This is a genomic window from Nitrospiraceae bacterium (assembly GCA_020632595.1).
GTDB lineage: Bacteria > Nitrospirota > Nitrospiria > Nitrospirales > UBA8639 > Nitrospira_E.
In genome coordinates this window covers 958225-978321 of sequence record JACKFF010000001.1, presented here as the reverse complement: position 1 = coordinate 978321, position 20097 = coordinate 958225, and the positions used below count along the sequence as shown (strand labels likewise).

Below are 20097 nucleotides of genomic sequence, written 5' to 3'. Positions count from 1 at the left end.
CGGGATAAGTTGGAAGGATTGAATTGATGAGCGACGAACAACGAAATCGGAAAGTGATTGCTTTAGCCCCGATGCCGCCGGAAAAATCTGCCTATGCCCTGGCTCGATATAGTCGTTCACCGGACTCTATTGAGGAGAGCCTGCGTTGGGTCCATTCCCATTCTTCCGAAAAATTTTGGGAGCAGTTTTATTTTGCCTATGGGCACGGCTCGATTGCCGATCTGGGGCATGCGACTGTGTGTTTCGAGCAGATCTCCGAACTTGCGGCTATTCGTCTTGAGGATGAACCTCTGTGGGATGGGCAAGCCAAATCCAGCCGCTATCAAAATTTTGCGGCAGCCGGCTGTTACGTGCCTAGCGAGATTGCGAATACGGAAATCGAAGGGGAGTATCGCGGTATCCTTGGCAGCCTCTATAACATTTATCGGTTGTTGAAAGATCCGATCCAAACCCATCTGGGGAAGCGGTATCCCAGGCCGGCGAGTATGAAGCCTGCAGATTATGATCGAACCATCAGTGCTCGAACCTATGATGTCATTCGCTATCTGCTTCCACTGGCGGCCATGACGAATGTTGGGCAGGTGGTCAGTATTCGCACATTGGAAAAGCAAATCACGCGGTTGCTGTCTGCCCAATTGCCGGAATTGAAGGGGATTGGAGAAGATCTGAAGGATGCGTGTGCCAAGTCACCTTCAACGGTGTGGGCCGAATTACAGCAAGAAGAGACCAAAGGGTTAGAGGCCTTGGCGCCGACCTTATCCCGGTATGCGGGGGCTAACGAATATCAAGGTTCGGTATACAAGGACGTGCTTCGCCAGGTCAAAGGGCGACTCAAACAGGCCGGCTATGATGATCCGCAATCCTGGAAAGGGAGGAATCAGCCGGTTGATTTGTTGGAACCGCATGCGCCGTTGGATGAATTAGTGACGACGCTCGTATACCGAGTGAGCCATGCCCCTTATCGGGTTCTCCTTGAGTGGGTACAACAGTGGTCGGAAAAGGAGAAACAGGAAGTGGTCGATGCCGCGCTACGCGGTCGTGGTCCTCATGACGATTTGATAAAGGAATTCCGTTCCGGGTATGCCTTTATCTTTGACATTCTGATGGATATCGGTGGGTGGCGGGATATGCACCGGCACCGCCGTTGTCAGCAGATTCAGCAAAATTTCACGACGATTCATGGGTACGAGGTGCCGTCCGTTTTATCGGAGGCAGGGGTGGAGAGAGAATATCGGCAAGCCATGGATGCCGTGCGACTGGATATAGAGCGGTTGCGTGTCAGCAATCAGGAGGCGGCTCTCTATGCCATTCCCTTTGGGTTTCGTGTCCGGTGTTTGTTTAAAATGGATTTTGCTGAAGTTGAGTATGTTGCCAAATTGCGGTCCGGGGTCAAGGGCCATTGGTCGTATCGAACCGTGGCCTGGCTTATGAAGCAAAAGATGCTTGAGCGACACCCGTATCTAGGAAGCCTCATGGAGGCCACGTCGCCGGATATTGAAGACTCGCTGACGCGTTAGCGAATGAATAGGCATTATTGAATTCAATTAAAAGGATGTGGGCATGAGTGTAGATTATGAGCAGGTAATGAATGACGCCATTTGCCAAGGAGAATGGGATGTGGTCTATGCAGAGGCGCGACAGTGGTCCGAACAGGCTGACTGCGGGCCTTTGCCCTATTTCGCGCTGAATGTCGTGTACATGTTGCGGGGGAATTTTGCCGAAGCCTGGAAGGTCTATCCTCGGGCTTTTGGAGAAGAGGCCGATGTGCAACTGCTTCAGGAGTGGATGGCGCGCTTGAGGGTTCAGGGATCGGATGCGCCGAATTTTTTATTGTTTGAAGGCGTGTTTTATACCCAATCCGGACGGTTGGAGGAGGCGATGGCCAGTTATGAACAAGTCGGAGCGTTGGCTCCCCACTCTCCCTATCCATACTTTTTTTTGGCGCAAATTTATCAGGCCAAAGACCGCATCGATCAGGCTGTTAAAGCCTACCGCGAAGCGATTAAGCGGGACCCCTCCTATGTGGCAGCTCGCCTCAAACTCGGGGTCGCCTATCAGGATCAAGGGCAGCTGGAAATGGCCATTCCACAATATCGGGAAGTCCTGAAACTCCGTCCCGATGATGCCTTTGGGCATACCAATCTAGCCTGCGCCTTAGCGGAACAAGGTAAAATTGAGCCGGCGATTGAAGAATATAAAAAGGCGTTGCAGATTAATCCCAATGATGCTGAAGTGTATTTCGCTTTGGGAGGGCTTTATGAAAATAAGGGAAGGCTGGATTTAGCGAAACGACAGTACGAAGAGGCCCTTCGGTTGGAACCAAACTTTGCGCCGGCCGCCACCGCGATCGGCTGGTTTTTATATGATAAGGGGCAAGATGATTTTGCCATGGATTATTTTAGTCGAGCGCTCAAAGCAAACCCTGAGGATGCCCAAGCGACCTTCGGGGTTGGCCGGATCTATGAAGAAAAGCGCAAGCCGGAATTGGCGGTGCAGCATTATCAGCGGGCGTTGGCTTTAGAAAAAGACCCGGATAAAAAGATGCGCATTCTCAATTTTATGGATAAATTGCTTGGATAGATTAGATAGCAGGAGGGGGCAGGCATCAGGCATGCTTCGAAATGGGCGTGAAGTTATTCCCGCCGAAAGAATTCTTGAATAACTGATATTTGAGGATTGAGGTCTCCGGTGTTTCGTACTTCCTGGCGGATCTGCTCTTGTAAGTAGGATGAGTATCCCACCTTATTGACGAAAAGCGCGAAAAATTGATCTGGTGGAAGCGCCGTCTGGTTTCGCAATTCCTCAACAATGTCATCACTGATAGGGATCAATGTACTCCCGATGTGGAGAATGACTTTATAGTAATTCCCGTCCCCCCGTTGTTCCAATCTCAGACCTGTTTGTGTTCCCAAGTTGTTCTCCAACCTTCTTGAAAATCTATAAAAGCATTCTCCAATCGCGGGGCATTGTAGGATATCCAAAATTGGAATAACAAGGTTCGGTTCTCTTCTTGACTGGTCTAGGACCCTGTGCTAGCGTAACCTCTTTTTCACGCTGGTGCAGTTTGGAATTCAATAGGTATGACGCCGGTTTAGGCATGGAGGACGAGTCAGATAATGGCGCGGTTATATAACTTTAGTGCGGGTCCGGCGATCTTGCCGGAAGAGGTGTTAAAGCAGGCTCAAGCCGAATTGCCCGATTGGCATGGCTGTGGCGCATCAATCATGGAAATGAGTCATCGTGGGAAAGAGTTTGTCTCGGTGGCTGCAGAAGCCGAGCAAGATGTCCGCGATTTATTGGGAGTACCTGCTAATTATAAAGTGCTTTTTTTGCAAGGCGGGGCGTCAACGCAATTTGCCACGATTCCCATGAATATCCTGCGTGGGAAAAGTAAAGCTGATTACATTTTGACGGGTGCGTGGGGCAAAAAAGCCGTAAGCGATGCCAAAAAATATTGTACAGTTAATGTTGCGGCATCTTCCGAAAGCGATAACTTTACGAGTATTCCGCCATTTGAAGGTTGGGCATTAAGTCAAGATGCCGCCTATGTGCATTACACGCCCAATGAAACGATCGGTGGCGTGGAGTTTCACTGGGTCCCAGATACCGGTGAGGTACCGTTAGTTGCCGATTTTTCATCAACCATTTTATCCCGTCCCATTGATGTCAGTCGGTTCGGAATCATTTATGCCGGCGCACAAAAAAATATTGGTCCAGCCGGTTTGACATTAGTGATTGTGCGGGACGACCTGATTGGAAACGTGTTGCCGATTACCCCAAGTGTGTACGATTATGCCAAACAAGCAGAAGCGGATTCTATGCTGAATACACCGCCAACTTATGCTGTGTATATTGCGGGTTTGGTGTTTAAATGGTTAAAAAAGCAAGGTGGGCTTCCGGCGATGAGTGCGATCAATCAACGGAAAGCCGGTAAACTCTATGCAGCCATTGATGGGTCGAGATTTTACCGAAATCCCGTAGAAAAGGCCTCTCGTTCCTGGATGAACGTTCCCTTTGTTTTGGCCAATCCGGATTTGGATAAGGCCTTTCTTGCAGGAGCGGCAGAGGCAGGATTAACCACACTTGAAGGCCATCGTTCAGTTGGCGGAATGCGCGCCAGTATTTATAATGCGATGCCTGAAGCTGGGGTTGATGCGTTAATTGACTTTATGGCGGACTTTGAGAAACGCAAAGCCTGACGAATCCACGGATATCCGGTTACGAATGGCTCGCCAAGATACAAGATAAATGGTGCCGATATGTCTGCGACAATCCTGCGTGTGAGTGAGATGTCCCCTAAAATGGCATGAGTGCGCAAGATTTTCCTCTGAGAACTACTAAAGTGGGGCCTCCCCTATATTGGAGATATTATGAATATTTTAGTGAGTGACAGCCTTTCCCCTAAAGGAGTTGAAGTCTTAGAGCGGGCCGGATTTTCGGTGGATGTGAAAACCAAGCTCACGAAAGAGGAACTGCTTCAAGAAATTCCCAAATATGAAGGTTTAGTTGTTCGGTCTGCAACCAAAGTCACTAAAGACGTGATTGAGGCAGGCACTCGTCTTCGTATTGTGGGGCGTGCCGGAACCGGTTTGGATAATGTTGACAGTGAGGCGGCAACCCGGCGCGGTATTGTAGTCATGAATACTCCAGGTGGAAATACCATTACCACTGCGGAGCACACGATGTCGATGATAGCCTCGATGAGTCGAAAGGTTCCTCAGGCGACCATGTCCATGAAGGCAGGTAAGTGGGAAAAAACCCGTTTCATGGGAACAGAACTCTATAATAAAACTTTGGGTTTGGTAGGGTTAGGCCAGATTGGTTCGTATGTTGCCAAATTGGCCCAGGGATGGTCCATGAATGTCATTGGCTATGATCCCTATTTGGCCGTGGAGCGGGCCAAGCAAATGGGGATTGAAGTGGTTGACTTAGATGAATTGTTCCATCGTTCTGATGTGATTTCGGTCCATACGCCATTGACCAATGAAACGAGAGGCCTCATTAACACCGAGACCATAGCCAAGATGAAAGATGGGGTCATGATCGTGAATTGTGCCCGAGGCGGTATCATTAATGAGCTGGATTTATGCGAAGCCTTGAAATCCCAGAAAGTTGCCGCGGCGGCCTTTGATGTGTTTGAAAATGAGCCAGTGGATCCCAAGCACCCTCTCATGGATCTTGATAACTTCATCTGCACCCCTCATATAGGTGCTTCTACCGAAGAAGCTCAAGAAAATGTGGCAATTGGAATCGCCGAACAATTCGTTGATTATTTCAAGCGAGGCATTGCCAGAGGAGCTGTGAACGTTCCCTCCGTGGCACCTGAGGCGCTCCCCCAACTTCAACCCTATTTGGTCTTGGCAGAGCGCATGGGTCGATTCCAGGCTCAATTATTAGATGGAGGGATTAAATCCGTTACCGTTGAATATTTTGGTGAAGTGGCTCAACTTACCGTGGCACCTGTGACCGTCGCTGTGTTAAAGGGCCTCCTCTCTCCTATTTTGGAAGATGTCATTAATTACGTAAATGCCCCTATCGTCGCAAAAGAACGTGGTATTGAAGTTAAGGAAGTGAAGAGTAGTGATGCCGGAGACTTCTCCAGTTTAATCCGGATCAGAGTCGAAGCTGGTTCTCGTACATATTCCCTGGGTGGAACTCTTTTTCATCGTCAAGAACCGCGTTTTGTCGAAATAAACCAATTCCAGGTTGAGGTGGTCTCTGAAGGCCAGATGATTTTGATCGATAACGTGGATCGCCCTGGGGTGATCGGTATGGTTGGTCAGATTTTAGGTCAGCATGATGTCAACATTGCCAGGATGCAATGCGCCAGAGTCGAGCGTGGTGCATCAGCACTGCTGATTATTGGTCTGGATGCCCCGCTTGATTCCGCCGTGTTGGATCTTCTCAAGAAAGAGAAAGATATTCTGTCTGTTCGCATGGTTGATCTCAACTAGTTGGACGGCTGCTTTCTGCAGACTATCTTAGCCAAACATTTCGAGTTGGCAGGTTCTCTTCCTTACGCCTCATGAAACCACCCCGCTCGCTTATCCCCATTGGCACAGCCACATTACTTCCCCATACGGCGCAAAGCGTTCGGTGGTTGGAAGATCAATTGTTGGCCCATTGTTCAACCTGGGGCTATCAGGAAATCATTCTGCCTACCTTTGAGTATCTTGATGTGTTAGCCGTGGGCTTGGCCCCTGAAATCCTTGAGAAATGCTATAAATTTGCGGATTGGGGGTCAGGCAGAATCCTGGTCTTGCGACCAGATGCGACGGCTCAGATTGCCCGGATGGTGGCCATGGGCCTTGGAGGAGATACTCTTCCCTTGCGGTTTTCCTATCGGACCACGGTTTTTCGGTATGAACCGGAACATCGTGGACGGGATCGTGAAGTATTTCAGGTCGGGTTTGAACTGCTTGGCAATGATACTTCTCAAAGTGATGCCGAAGTCGTGACCTTATTGGCGGGGCTTCTGGAACGGATTGGGTTGCCGGAATGGAAAATTTCTCTTGGTCATGTCGGATTTTTTAAAGCGTTGTTGGCCCAATCCGGCCTGTCTCTTAGCGGGCGAAAGCAGGCAGAAATCGCGGCAGCCCATAAAGACCTTCCACAGCTGGAAAAAATTTTAGAGACTGAAAAGTTATCTCGTTCTAAGGTAAAGGACATCTTGCAGGTGCCCGAACGGTACGGCCGAGACGAAGTGCTGGAATGGGGAATGCGAATCGCTGGAAAGGATAAGCAATTGCTTGAGCCCCTCCAACGTCTAACGCAGGTGTATCGGCAATTGATAGCAAGCGGCGTCCAAGATCATATTCTTTTGGATCTTGGGGAATTTCGTGGTTTTGACTATTACGATGGTGTGGTGTTTGATGTCTTTACTTCTACGTTCGGCAGTGAAATCGGAGGAGGAGGGCGCTACAATCATTTGGTTGGGCGGTTTGGCCGGGACCTTTCCGCCATTGGATTGGGATTGGATTTGGACCGCGTGTTTTCCGCCTTGGAAAGGGGAGGTAAGGTGGGAGGCAATGGATTGAAGCCTGTGAGAATTTTTACCTCTTCTCATCAATCTGAGGCATCATTTGCTCTTGCGCAACGATTACGGGGGATTGGGATTTGTGTGATTGAAGAAATGATAGAAGGTTCTCCAAAATCAGCTTTGAGCTGGGTCACCACAGTTGCTCGGCGTCGAGGAGTGCCTTGTGCAATGATTTTTGAAGGAAAGACTTCCACCCCGCAATCGGTGCTCCTATTAGAATTCACCTCACATTCTCAAAAGCCCCGGCAAACCCGGATGCTGGTTCAAGAGCTTCCTCAACGGTTACAAGCATTCAGCCATGGCAATATCTGAAGCCCCAGAGGTCCGAGTTCCTCCCCAAAATCTTGAAGCGGAACAATCCGTCCTTGGAGCCATTCTTCTTGATAATGCGGCGCTTAATCGAGCGATGGAAATCTTGTCGGAGGATGACTTTTATCGAACGGACAACCGGATCGTGTATCGTGGCATGGTGGCATTGTCAGAGCGGAATCAACCGGTTGATCAAATTACCCTGACAGACTATTTGCGAGGGACCGGCGAACTCGACCAGATCGGGGGTGCCTCGTATATTGCAGAAATCGTACAGGTGGTGCCCAGTGCCGCCAATATCCGGTATCACAGTAATATTGTTCGCGATAAATCCTTGCTTCGTGGCCTTGTTCAAACCGCCACCGAGGTGGCCATGCGAGGTTATGAGGGGACGACCGGGACGAATGAACTTCTTGAATTTGCCGAACGGGAAATTTTTCGATTGGCTCAGGGGCATTTAGGAGGAACGTTTGCGCCCGTCAGTAGTATTATTAAGGATAGTGTTGAGATTGTTGACCGGTTGTATAGCCGAAAGGAACGGATCACCGGGGTGCCAACCGGGTTTTCGGACTTGGATAATATGCTGGCCGGGCTTCAACCATCTGATTTAATTATTGTGGCGGGTAGGCCGAGTATGGGGAAGACCAGCTTGGCCTTAGGGATGGTCGAATATGCATCGCTTCGATCCAATGCCGTAGTCGGAATCTTTAGTTTAGAAATGTCCCGGGCGCAGCTGGTTTTGCGTATGTTGAGTTCCCAGGCGCTGTTGGACTCTCATGCTCTTCGGACCGGGCAGTTGACTAAACATGATTGGGTAGCCTTAACTGAAGCAGCAAGTCGGTTGGAACAGGCCAGGATTTTCATAGACGATTCTGGAAATTTGACTCTTCAGCAGATGCGAGGGAAGGCTCGACGATTGAAAGCCGAACATGGGTTGGATCTCCTGGTGGTTGATTATTTGCAATTGATGGAGGGGCGTGGAGATTCAGAATCTCGCCAACAAGAAATTTCGGATATTTCCCGGGCCCTGAAAGGATTGGCAAAAGAGCTAAATATTCCTGTGATTGCTCTTTCTCAGTTGAGTCGGGCGGTGGAAAATCGAAAACCGCCCATCCCCGTTCTGGCTGATTTGCGCGAGTCTGGTGCGATTGAGCAAGATGCCGATGTGGTGATGTTTATCTATCGTGAGGAGGTTTATGAGCCTGATACTGAGCAGAAAGGCATTGCGCAAATTCTGGTGAGAAAACATCGGAATGGACCGATTGGAGAAGTGGATCTGCAATTTCATGACCGGTATGCCAAATTTAATAACTTAACGAGAGAGAGACAGGCTGGTATAGTATAATGAGTCGTTGAGGGGCAGTATATGAAATCTATAACTGTGCAAGCTATGGCTAAGAATGTTAGGTCAGGACGGACATTCCCGATATGGTTGGGTCGTCTGAGAACCCTATTGTGGGGAATTCCACTTCTGGTGGTGTCCTGTGGGACAGCTCCCCCTCCCACTTTGAATGGACAGGAAGCATCCATAGTGACGCGGGAAACTGTCCACCCTCAGGCCTACTATCATTTCCTTCGGGGCTCTCTTGCCGAGTTGAATAACAATGCCGCAACAGCTTTAGAGGAATATCAGGCCGGTTTGGCATTTGATGCGGATTCGAAGTTTTTAAAGTTTCGCCTTGCCAAGCTGCATTTTTCTATGTCGCATCTGACTGAAGCCGTGGATTTAGCAAGGCAAATCCCTGTGTCGGAAATTACTCAGGCGGCAATGTTTTTCGACTTGGCGAAAATTTTTGCCGGCGGAGGTGATACCGGGCGGGCCGTGGAGATTTTGTCTGAAGGGGAACGACACTTTCCTCAGGATGAACGGATATACATTTCTCATGGGACTCTTCTGCTGAATATTAAAGAGCTTCAAATGGCTGAAGCCGTATTCCATGATTTATTGCTTCACGTGCCTGGTTCCGCTGAAGCCCATTATTATTTGGGGGTGATCGCTCTGGAGGCGAAAACGAAACAGGAAGCCAAAGCACATTTTCAGGACGCTATTGCCCTTCATCCGACTTTTGAAAGAGCATACCTGAAGTTAGTGGCCATTTCCGAAGAAGCAGAGGAGCCTCAGGAGGCTATTGAACTTTTGGAGCGTTATTTGGTTGAGGTTAACCCGCACCATAGGGAATTCCGGTTACGTGTCATTCGGCTGTATATTGGCCAACATAACACGGACAAGGCTTTGAACCATTTGGACTATTTTCTCCAGCAAAATTCGGATGATTTGCATGCGCAGATTCTTAAGGCTCAAATCTATGGTGAAATGGGGAACTTCCCAGCTGCAATCGAGCAATTGAATGCCATCTTGCGCGTGAGACCTAACGAATTGCGTGTTCGTGACTTCCTGGGATTGTTGTATGAGGAAATGAAGGATTATGACCGCGCGATTCAAGCCTATCGAACAAATGTCCAGATGGACGACACTTTTTTCGATAGTATTCTGCATTTAGGCTTTGTGTCTTACCGGTTGAAACGCAACCAGGAGGCGCTTTCGTATTTGGATCAGGCCGTCAGCCTCAATCCTAAGCGGCCGGAGCCGTATTTGTTGTTGGGGCTGACCCATTTTCAAATGGAAGAGTATCACAAGGCCAAGGCCAGATTGGAGGAGGGTATTCAACATGATCCCTCAAATGCCGAACTTCATTTTAATTTAGGCACGGTCTATGACAAATTAGACCATTTCGATAATGTGGTCCGGGAAATGGAAGAGACTCTGGCCTTGGACCCTGAACATGCGGATGCCTTAAATTATTTAGGGTATAGCTATGCGGATCGTGGCATCAAGGGTGAGCAGGCCTTGTCCCTTACGCAACGTGCCGTCGCCTTAAAACCGGACAATGGGTATTACGTGGATAGTTTAGCTTGGGCACTCTATAAACTTGGACGTATTGAAGAAGCACTGGAAACGATTCAACGAGCGGTCTCCTTAGTGTCCGATGATCCTGTGATTTATGAACATTTGGGGGATATTTTCTTAATGCAAGATGAGCGAAATAAGGCACGAGAGGCCTGGCTTCATTCACTGCAACTCGATTCAACAAATAAGTTGCTGGGCAAGCGGTTTCGTGAGGCCGGTTTTGGGGAACCAATTCCTACTCTTTCCCACCAGTCTACCCTGGCCCCTTAGGTTCTCACCATTCTAGATATTTAGTCGTGTGGTTTAGCCAATAAATTTATCAAGTGATTTCTCCAGTTTATTGAAAAAGTTGGCGTGAGCCTACTTGATAAGTACCGTGTCTGAGTCAATTTCCGCGGCTAATTCTTAAGATTGGCTTTCTTTCTGGCGAATAATTAGTCACGCCTTTTCTTTTTTGCCTTGCATGGGATGTGGCCCTCCATTCTTTGTGTCGCTGAAATGGTCAGTTATGTGAATTTTGTGACGTTTAATGCTGTTTCATTGCCGTCTTTAAGGCCATGTTGATTAATATCGGAGCCCTGGCTACTTGAAGAAACCAGGTGTAACATCATCCGATGGTGAGATATATAACAATCTGTTGGAGGATCGTTCTCCATGGAGGTTTCGTAGAATGCTGACTCAACTCAACGATCAAAAGGGTTTCAGTTTAACGGAGCTGATGATTGTGGTGGCCATTATTGGAATTTTGGCGACGATAGCCATTCCTAATTTTTTGCGTTACCAAGCCAAAGCCAAACAAACCGAGGCTAAAAGCAATTTGGTGGCAATCCATACCGCAGAAATTGCCTATTTTGCTGAAAATAATGGGTATGTAGATGATTTTAATGCTATTGGATTTGCCATGAGTGGGTCATCGCAGCGATATTTTTATAAAATCGGCAATGCCAATCTTGGAACATTACCTCCCGGTTGTACCGACCCGAATTTGGATTCTGTGAGTGCATTAGGCTTTACGGCGGTTGCAATTGGAAACATTGATGGAGATGCAACCTGCGACGTGTGGACCATCAATGAGGGAAAGATCCTCACAAATGTGACGAATGATGTGTCTTCCTAGTTTTGTTGTGTCAGTGTGCTATGCATTTAACGGGAGCCAACTCAAGAAAAGTTGATTTTCCCCGATCTTTAACTGAATCGGTTAACATGACCTCAAGAGGAGGGGATCAGTGGACATACTCGAAAAGATAACAAATCGGTCAGCCAATGTTGGAGTGATTGGATTGGGCTATGTGGGGCTGCCCTTAGCCGTCCTTCAGGCGAAAGCCGGGTTCCGAGTGTTTGGGATAGATGAAGTGGTAGCCAAGGTTGAAATGGTGAATCAAGGGCGTAATTATATTTTGGATGTAGTGGACTCTGAGTTACGAGAAGTCGTAGAGCAAAAAAAATTACAGGCGACAACTGATTTCTCCGTGTTGCAGCAGTGCGATGTGATACTTATCTGTGTCCCGACTCCCCTGACCAAAAATAAAGAACCGGATATCTCGGCGATTGTAAAGGTTCTTGGGCATCTTGCCAATTATTCACATCCGAATATGCTCGTTGTATTAGAAAGTACCACGTATCCAGGCACAACCGAGGAAGTCATTTTGCCTACCTTGGCAGCAAAGGGTTTAACGGCTGGCAAGGATCTCTTTGTTGCATTTTCGCCAGAGCGGGTTGACCCTGGAAATGCTGAGTTTAAGACTCATAACACCTTTAAGTTGGTGGGAGGTGTCACCAAAGCTTGTGGGGAAGTTGCCAAAGCCTTTTATGAACAATCCATCGTGAAAATCTTTCCTCTCAGCTCTCCACGTGTTGCGGAAATGGCGAAGGTCTTTGAAAATGTTTTTCGCTCAGTGAATATTGCGTTAGTGAATGAGCTCACTTTGTTGTGTGACCGAATGAATATTAATGTTTATGAAGTGATTGATGCCGCAGCCACAAAGAATTTTGGCTTTATGCCATTTTATCCCGGCCCTGGCGTGGGTGGACATTGCATTCCCCTGGATCCATATTATTTAGCCTGGAAGTCCAAAGAGTATGATGTCCATACCAGGTTCATTGAACTGGCGGGGGAGATCAACGAAAATATGCCCTATTTCGTAATGAATAAGCTTCAGCGGATTTTAAATCAGCGAGGGAAATGTTTAAAAGATTCAGTCATTTTTGTATTGGGAGTAACCTATAAAGCCGATATTGAAGACCCACGTGAATCGCCTGCCACAAAAGTCATGGAACTGTTGCAACATGAAGGTGCAACGCTTCAATATTCTGACCCCTTTACTCCTTCCCTTGTTATTCAAGGGAAGGAATATAAATCTCAACAGATAAATGCTGAATTGTTAAAGCGCAGTGCGTGCGCTCTGATTTTGACCGCGCATTCTGTTTTTGATTACCAGTTTGTTGTTGAACACGCTCCCGTGGTGTTTGATACGCGAAACGGAACGCGTCACGTGAAGCAACAACGTGATCGTATTGTGTTGCTTTCAACCTAAGGAGCGTTTCCACACAAAACACATTCCCTGGCAAAAGTGGTAACAACTTGACAGTCTAGCCGTATTTCGTTATAAAGCCCTGTTTAAGCAGGGCTTTTTTGTGTCTTGTGAATCTTTCTTGTGTTGGTAGCACTCCCCCAAAATTGCATTATTACAAAATTGAATCGCTGAAAGAACTGCCGCATGAAGTTGCTCAAGCAATTCTTAGTACGATTATCGGGGAATATCTTTGAGAACCTGACTCCAAAGCTAGGACCCTATCGTGTAAAGCAAAAGCCACCGCCTCTTAAGCTGGTTTCCCATAACCTTCATCCGGATGTTTCTCCGGATCGTACCCTCCAGCGTACAGCTAATCTTGGCCATATGAGTGCTCTGGATTCAGCTCTTCAAAAAGGGGAGGACTGGTTACTGAGCATGCAAGATCCTGAACAGGGATTTTGGGTCGAGGAATTGGAAGCGGATACAACCCTGACCTCTGAATATGTCATGCTTCGACGGTTTCTGGATGTGGTTGATGTGGATCGGGAGCGGAAAGCAACGCGATATTTACTTCATACTCAGCTCGAGGATGGGGGTTGGCCGATTTATTTCGGAGGGCCAACAGATATCAGTGCAACGGTAAAGGCCTATTTTGCGCTCAAGCTGGCCGGGGTTTCTCCTGATGAGCCTGTGATGCAACGTGCGAGGAGTTTAATTCTCCGCAAAGGTGGTGTCGTTCAGGCCAATGTTTTCACCAAGATTACCTTAGCATTATTCGGGCAATATGATTGGCGCGGGATACCGTGTATGCCTCCAGAAATATTCTTAGCCCCGCGATGGTTTTATTTTAATTTATATGCCGTTTCATATTGGTCCCGTGCAGTCATTATCCCCCTCTTAATTATTTTTGCCCATCGACCTCTGTGCACCATCTCCAAGGAGCAAGGGATTGATGAACTTTTTCTTCAGCCTCGTCAGGATGTGGACTATGCTCATGTGCCACCGTTGCACAGGGATTCGACGCTCCTGAGCTGGCGGAATTTTTTTGTGTGGGTTGATGGGCTGCTTCGTTTATATGAGGCCTATCCCATAAAAGCCCTCCGAAAAAAGGCTTTGAGTAGCGTACAGTCTTGGATGATTGAACATATGGGTGGAGAAGGAGGATTGGGTGCCATCTATCCAGCAATGGCCTATTCGATTTTTGCCCTTCGAGCCTTGGGCTACTCTACGGATCATCCGTTGGTTCAAAAAGCCTTGAGAGAAATAGAAGCACTTGAAATTTACTCGAATCCTGGTAACACCCCAACGCCCACTATGCTGCATTTACAGCCTTGTCATTCTCCAGTCTGGGATACAGCCTTAACGATTAATACGCTGATTGAACGGGGCCTTGCGCTGGACCATCCGGCACTGCAACGTGCCGATGCCTGGTTGCGATCCCGTCAGTGTCGAAAAGTGGGGGATTGGGCTGTGTCGGCTCCAAAAGCTCGGTCTGGCGGATGGGCCTTCCAATTTGAAAATGAATGGTATCCCGATGTCGATGATACTGCGGCTGTGGTGACAGGATTGGCCAAAATCAATTCTGCCGAAATGTTCGGTTCCGACGAAACCCTTCAACGAGGGTTTCGATGGGCTTTGGCGTTGCAGGGATCAGATGGGGGTTGGGGAGCATATGATAAGGATAACAATAAATTAATTTTCAATAAGATTCCCTTTGCGGATCATCAGGCGCTTTTGGATCCCAGTACGGCCGATTTAACCGGTCGATGCTTGGAAATGTTAGGAACGTTAGGGTTTGACCAGTCTCACCCTGCCGTGAGTCCTGCAATTGAGTTCTTACGCAAGGAGCAAGAGCCAAACGGAAGTTGGTATGGCCGATGGGGGGTCAATTATATTTATGGGACCTGGTGTGTCCTTTCAGGCCTTCGTGCGATAGGTATGGATATGACGGTGCCATGGGTCCAGCAGGCCGTGATTTGGCTAGAGTCCGTTCAAAACTCTGATGGGGGTTGGGGAGAATCCTGTGTTACCTATGCTGAAGTGGAGAAGGCCGGGCAAGGAGAAAGTGCGGCATCTCAAACGGCCTGGGCGCTCATGGCCCTCCTTCAAGCTGGAGAATCGGACTCCATTAGTGTTGTCCGGGGAGTCAATTGGCTCATTCGCCATCAACGTGAAAATGGAGTTTGGGATGAGCCTTTTCATACGGGTACCGGCTTCCCCAGGGTCTTCTATTTACGGTACCATGGCTATTTTAAATATTTTCCCATCTGGGCCCTGGGTATGTACCGGAATGTAAAAATAACCGGGGAAGCAAGGGCCGATCAATTACGAAAGGCCGCACAAGTGGCCAGACGACAGAGTACGCTTGTGTAATTTCGGTCCTGACTGCCCGCCTTTTGCGTATTTCCCATTCCCCGACGATGGCAGGAGCCTCCTCTGACCAGAATCGTCATATTGACTGCCACCCATGTAGAGTTTAACGCTGTTGGTCGGACTCTTCCCTGTGTGCGTTCTGCCAATCGCCAGGGGTATGCTGCCTTAGAGAGTCAAGGCGCCTCAACCTATGTCTTGTTGGTGAAGACCGGAATAGGTCCAGGAAAGGCAGAAAGGGTTACCCGGCAAATTCTAAAGAGCGAAGCATGGGATGTCGTCATTTCTACTGGTTTTGCCGGCGCTCTCAGTTTTTCCCCAATCGGGTCGCTGGTGATCGGTCAAGAGGTTCTGTTGGGGCAGTCTACAGAGAGGTTCTCTGATTCTGATCTGCCACGAATTGTGTGTCATCCTGAGTGGGTCAAGGCGGCATTAAGAGTTCCATTAATGGATGGGGGCCTTCTTCAATGTGGTCGGTTCGTAACGACGAATCAAGTGCTGACACAGGCTTCACAAAAACGTATTCTGGGGGAACAGACCCGAGCGATGGCTGTAGATATGGAGAGTGGAGCTATAGGGGAGGTGGCGAAACAGCACGGTTTACCTTTTCTGATTATTCGTGCGATTTCTGATGGTGTTAACGAGGATTTACCGGTAGACTTCAATAAATTTCTCAAGCCATTTGGGTGGGTCGGAGGTATAGGACAGGTCCTCTCCTCACCTCGATGTTGGGAGGGCATTTTCCGTTTGTATCGGAATTCGAAGCGGGCAGGAAACCAACTTTCTAGTTTTTTTGAAAATTTTTTTTCGATTGTTTCAGCCCCTACGTTCTCCATGGCCATCAATAAATCTGGCGCGAAAATTTCATGATATTATTGCAACATATTGGGAAACGGACTCTTTTCTTGATAGAAGAAATGGGGGCCATGTTTGTGTTTTTGATACGGACGTTTGGATGGTTTTTCCGGCCACCGGTGAGAATTGCTCAAATTATCAAACAAATGCATTTTGTGGGTTTCAAGTCGTCTTTTGTGGTGATTCTGACAGCCTTATTTACCGGGATGGTGTTAGCTCTTCAAGGGTACTATTCCCTGAGGAAGTTTGGGTCCGAAGGTTTGCTAGGGTCGGCTGTGGCGATAAGCATGATCCGTGAGCTAGGTCCGGTATTAGCGTCGTTGATGGTGACGGCTCGCGCGGGGTCAGCCATGACCGCAGAAATTGGGATTATGCGTATTACCGAACAAATTGACGCATTGGAGACCATGGCGATTAATTCTTTGCAGTATTTGATTACTCCCAAGGTTGTTGCGTCGCTTATTTCAGTGCCCTTGCTGGTTGCTATGTTTGACGTGGTAGGAATTTGGGGGGGGTATCTGGTTGGGGTCAAGCTGCTCGGAGTCAGCGGGGGATCCTATTGGAGTTCAATCGAATCAGCGGTGGAATGGAAAGATGTTTATGGGGGGATTTTAAAATCGATTAGTTTTGGCCTGATTATCAGCTGGGTCTGCTGCTATAAAGGGTATTACACGAGAATGAGTGCCGAGGGTCTAGGAAAAGCTACCACGGAATCTGTGGTCTTGGCGGCAGTTCTTATTTTGGTGTGGGACTATTTTTTAACCTCGGTCCTTATGTAACGTTAGGCATGCCTACAAGTCTACCGATGGTCATTAAGCTGGAGGGGGTCGAGAAGACTTTAGGGGGGCAGGCTGTGCTCAAAGGGGTCACTCTCGATATTCCTAAAGGTAAAATTACGACAATAATCGGTCCGAGCGGTGAGGGAAAAAGTGTGATGCTTAAGCACATCATCGGATTGATTCGCCCTGATCGAGGCAGGGTTATTATTGATGGAACGGACCTTACACATATTAATGAACAAGAATTAAATGACATACGCAAAAAATTTGCTATGTTATTTCAATCGGCTGCCTTGTTTGATTCTATGAATGTATTTGATAATGTCGCCTTTCCCTTGCGGGAAAAACGCATGATGACCGACCAGGAAATTTGCCGATGGGTACCGGAGATGCTGGAGAGGGTAGGGTTGGACAAGATGGGCCATAAATTTCCTGCAGAACTGAGCGGAGGAATGAAGAAACGTGCAGGATTGGCCAGGGCACTGGTAATGGGGCCGGAGATTATTTTGTTTGATGAACCGACGACGGGGTTGGACCCGTTGATGGCCCATGCCATCCATGATCTCATCTTGGCTATGCATAAAACCTTTGGGTTTACCGGTGTTATGGTGAGTCATGAAATCCCAGAGATCTTCCCTATCTCTGATTGGGTTGCTATGTTAAAGAATGGAAAGATTATTGCTATGTGTCCTTCAGATGAATTTCAGCAGACTGCCGATCCTGTGGTGCGTGAGTTTATTTCGGTTAATAATGGCAATCACCTTGCTCCAGTCTGAATCTCCTGGCTCTCGAGAGTGGGTTAGGCGGTGAGATGGATATTGGTGTCACGCTGAATTATACGCATTCTCCTTCCCGGGCCTTGCCCCAAATGATCATCAATTAACCTTACCGTAATTAATATGATGGAACGTGGAAAACTTGAATTAATCGTCGGAATATTTGTGCTGGTGGGGGTCATCTGTCTTGGGTATTTGGCGATCAAACTTGGAAAGCTTGAGCTGGTTGGAGGGGACTATTACGAACTCCAGGCAGAATTTTCCTCCACCTCCGGCTTGAAAAACGGAGCGTCGGTTGAAATCGCAGGAGTAGAGGTGGGCCGAGTAAAAAAAATCGGCTTGAAAGAAGATCGGGCTCAAGTGGTCCTTGCGATCCAGGATGGGGTCCCGGTGTTTGACGATGCGATTGCTTCAATCAAGACTCGTGGCATTATCGGAGAAAAATTCATGGAATTATCACCCGGCGGGGCGGGAGAACGGTTGAAGGCTGGTGGGACCATTGTGGACACTGAGTCCGGAATTGACCTAGAGCAGGTGATTAGTCAATTTATCCATGGCAATGTTGAGTGATGCTTGTTTGATGTAATGGATGTGGAGGAAATATGCAAAGGGAATGGGTTAAGAAGCCTGAGTTAAAGATGGGGACAATAGCAGGTGAACTTCAAAGGTTGCAGTTTAAAAATTCTTTAAGAAATGTGGCGGTCATATTTCTTGGCTGGATAGTAGTTTCTCTTGCCTGTCTGACTGCTGCATGGGGAGGAAGTACTCCAACAGGGGCAGTCAAGGAAACCGTTGATCAGGTTTTTGTGGTGCTGAGGGATCAAGCGTTGAAGGACCCTGCGAGAGAGACGGAACGAAGAGCCAAGCTGGAAGAAATTATCGGAAAGCGATTTGATTATGCCGAAATGGCCAAGCGTACCCTGCCTTCTCAGTGGAAGGGGTTAAGTGCAGAGCAACAACAAGAATTTGTGACTTTATTTCAGCAGTTTTTGGCAAATTCTTACGTCGGCAATGTAGACGGGTATTCTGGGGAAGAAGTGGAGTACCTCAAAGAACGCGAAAAGGGGGAATTTGCTGAAGTCCAGACCAAAGTGGTGTCCCCTAAAGTGCAAATACCCTTGGACTATCGTCTCTTGCAAAAAAATGGAGAGTGGCGGGTGTATGACGTAGTGATTGATGGAGTAAGTTTGATGAAAAATTACCGTGGGCAATTTTCTCGTATAATTAACTCCTCATCGTTTGAAGCTCTTCTCGAGAAGCTCCGTTCAAAAGCCGACCTGGGGACTCCGTCCTAAGGAGTCGGTTTTGTGATATCGTTTCGTTCGTGGGGCCTGGTGTTGTCGTGCCTGGCCTTAGGCGGCGTTATCTCTCCCTCCTCCATGGTCCTCGCCGAAAATTCTCTTTTTGTGGTTCCTGCGTTTTCCACTTCCAAAAATGATGGACAAGACTTTGGGTTGATCGCCCCGTCATTGAATTCAGATGCGGAAGGTAACCTTCGCTCTCTCTTTGCCCCGATGCTGATTCACAATTCATTTTTAGGAGTCCGGGGAACCTTGAACTATTTTCATTATTGGTCTGGTGGAAGGCAAATGGAGACAGTCGGTTCATATACTGAGGAAATTGAACGAAAGCTGAAGTTTCGTTACCAGGATCCTGGGTTTATCGAAGGGTTGTTTTTTGTGGATGTTGGGGCACAGTTTTTCAAAAATGCGACCAAGCGGTTTTATGGCTTAGGGCAAACCACTCCCAAAGGGAATGAATCCAACTATACGGGGCGTGAAATTCAAATCCATTGGAACTTTGGTATCCATTTGAATGATGTGACGCGATTATCTGTCAACCAGAGGTTTCGAAATGTTGAAATTCAACCGGGAGGTGTAGATGACGAGCCATATACAAAGGATCGTTTCCCCCGGGATCCGGGGATAAAAGGTGCGACGATTTTGGCCCACCGTCTGGTGTTCCAATATGATTCCAGAGATAATCTCAATACCCCGACAGCGGGTACCCGAGTTGAAGCATTTGGGGAATTAGCGCAGAACTTTGACTTTGGGAAAGAAGAGGATCTGATGTATTTTCGTTCAGGGTTTGATATCAGGCACCTGATTCCGAGTCCTTCCAAACGGTATATATTTGTGGCGAGAGCGATGCTGCAATTAAGTTTTGGCGATGGGATCCCCTTTTACGAACAAAGTTCCTTGGGAGGAGAAGACAGCTTGAGAGGATATGGAAGGGATCGGTTTATTGATAAACACATGGTGGCATTTAATGTGGAGGAACGTATACATCTATTTGGCCTGAAGATGTTCAATGTCAGTATAGAATGTGAGTTAACGCCATTTGTGGATATGGGGAGAACCTATAAGGATTTTAAATTTCGTCAATTTCATGATTGGGAAGTTACTCCTGGAGTAGGATTTCGAGCCATTGTCCGCCCCAATGTTATGGCTCGGGTGGATTGGGGGTATAGCAGGGAAGGTGGAGCGGTATTTGCTGGCCTTAATTATCCTTTCTGATGTAGCTCATACTCGATCTGTTCTTCCGGAAA

17 protein-coding genes are annotated in these 20097 nt (G+C 47.8%); 16 read left to right on the top strand and 1 reads right to left on the bottom strand.

The window, feature by feature from the left end; translation table 11 throughout:
- Positions 1 to 26: 26 nt before the first annotated feature.
- On the top strand, positions 27 to 1517 hold the full coding sequence (locus tag H6750_04490; protein MCB9773565.1) for an FAD-dependent thymidylate synthase: 1491 nt from the start codon (positions 27 to 29) through the stop codon (positions 1515 to 1517).
- Positions 1518 to 1560: 43 nt separating this feature from the next.
- A complete protein-coding gene (locus tag H6750_04485) occupies positions 1561 to 2580 on the top strand; it encodes a tetratricopeptide repeat protein (GenBank protein MCB9773564.1) in 1020 nt (339 codons plus the stop codon).
- 53 nt (positions 2581 to 2633) lie between these two features.
- On the opposite strand, the gene H6750_04480 is transcribed toward H6750_04485, so the two are convergent.
- On the bottom strand, positions 2634 to 2912 hold the full coding sequence (locus H6750_04480) for a hypothetical protein (GenBank protein MCB9773563.1): 279 nt from the start codon (positions 2910 to 2912) through the stop codon (positions 2634 to 2636).
- 204 nt (positions 2913 to 3116) lie between these two features.
- Between H6750_04480 and serC the strand changes: the two genes are divergently transcribed.
- From serC to H6750_04410, 14 genes are all read left to right on the top strand, one after another.
- On the top strand, positions 3117 to 4199 hold the full coding sequence (gene serC, locus H6750_04475) for a 3-phosphoserine/phosphohydroxythreonine transaminase (protein MCB9773562.1): 1083 nt from the start codon (positions 3117 to 3119) through the stop codon (positions 4197 to 4199).
- Between the two features lie 171 nt (positions 4200 to 4370).
- Entirely contained in the window at positions 4371 to 5954 is a 1584-nt protein-coding gene (locus tag H6750_04470) for a phosphoglycerate dehydrogenase (protein ID MCB9773561.1), read from the top strand.
- A gap of 71 nt (positions 5955 to 6025) precedes the next feature.
- Positions 6026 to 7351, top strand: coding sequence for an ATP phosphoribosyltransferase regulatory subunit (hisZ, locus tag H6750_04465; GenBank protein ID MCB9773560.1), 1326 nt, complete (start codon positions 6026 to 6028; stop codon positions 7349 to 7351).
- Positions 7338 to 8693, top strand: a complete 1356-nt coding sequence (gene dnaB / locus H6750_04460; GenBank protein MCB9773559.1) for a replicative DNA helicase — start codon at positions 7338 to 7340, stop codon at positions 8691 to 8693. The genes hisZ and dnaB overlap by 14 nt, the downstream gene beginning before the upstream one ends.
- Positions 8694 to 8714: 21 nt before the next feature.
- Positions 8715 to 10526: a tetratricopeptide repeat protein gene (locus H6750_04455; protein ID MCB9773558.1), complete on the top strand. Its 1812-nt coding sequence runs from the start codon at positions 8715 to 8717 to the stop codon at positions 10524 to 10526.
- Between the two features lie 400 nt (positions 10527 to 10926).
- Positions 10927 to 11373 carry a prepilin-type N-terminal cleavage/methylation domain-containing protein gene (locus H6750_04450; protein ID MCB9773557.1) on the top strand — a complete coding sequence of 149 codons (447 nt, stop codon included), beginning with the start codon at positions 10927 to 10929 and terminating at the stop codon, positions 11371 to 11373.
- Between the two features lie 109 nt (positions 11374 to 11482).
- Positions 11483 to 12790 (top strand): nucleotide sugar dehydrogenase, encoded by a 1308-nt coding sequence (locus H6750_04445; GenBank protein ID MCB9773556.1) that lies wholly within the window; start codon positions 11483 to 11485, stop codon positions 12788 to 12790.
- Positions 12791 to 12973: 183 nt separating this feature from the next.
- Positions 12974 to 15142 carry a squalene--hopene cyclase gene (shc, locus tag H6750_04440; protein MCB9773555.1) on the top strand — a complete coding sequence of 723 codons (2169 nt, stop codon included), beginning with the start codon at positions 12974 to 12976 and terminating at the stop codon, positions 15140 to 15142.
- An 81-nt stretch (positions 15143 to 15223) separates the two neighbouring features.
- Positions 15224 to 16009: a hypothetical protein gene (locus H6750_04435; protein ID MCB9773554.1), complete on the top strand. Its 786-nt coding sequence runs from the start codon at positions 15224 to 15226 to the stop codon at positions 16007 to 16009.
- On the top strand, positions 16006 to 16773 hold the full coding sequence (locus H6750_04430; protein MCB9773553.1) for an ABC transporter permease: 768 nt from the start codon (positions 16006 to 16008) through the stop codon (positions 16771 to 16773). Before H6750_04435 ends, H6750_04430 begins: the two co-directional genes overlap by 4 nt.
- A 26-nt stretch (positions 16774 to 16799) precedes the next feature.
- Complete coding sequence (locus H6750_04425) at positions 16800 to 17549, top strand: ABC transporter ATP-binding protein (GenBank protein ID MCB9773552.1); 750 nt, start codon at positions 16800 to 16802, stop codon at positions 17547 to 17549.
- Between the two features lie 126 nt (positions 17550 to 17675).
- Positions 17676 to 18119 (top strand): outer membrane lipid asymmetry maintenance protein MlaD, encoded by a 444-nt coding sequence (gene mlaD / locus H6750_04420; GenBank protein MCB9773551.1) that lies wholly within the window; start codon positions 17676 to 17678, stop codon positions 18117 to 18119.
- 32 nt (positions 18120 to 18151) lie between these two features.
- Positions 18152 to 18844 (top strand): ABC transporter substrate-binding protein, encoded by a 693-nt coding sequence (locus tag H6750_04415; protein ID MCB9773550.1) that lies wholly within the window; start codon positions 18152 to 18154, stop codon positions 18842 to 18844.
- Positions 18845 to 18856: 12 nt separating this feature from the next.
- Complete coding sequence (locus H6750_04410) at positions 18857 to 20065, top strand: BamA/TamA family outer membrane protein (protein MCB9773549.1); 1209 nt, start codon at positions 18857 to 18859, stop codon at positions 20063 to 20065.
- Positions 20066 to 20097 lie beyond the last annotated feature (32 nt).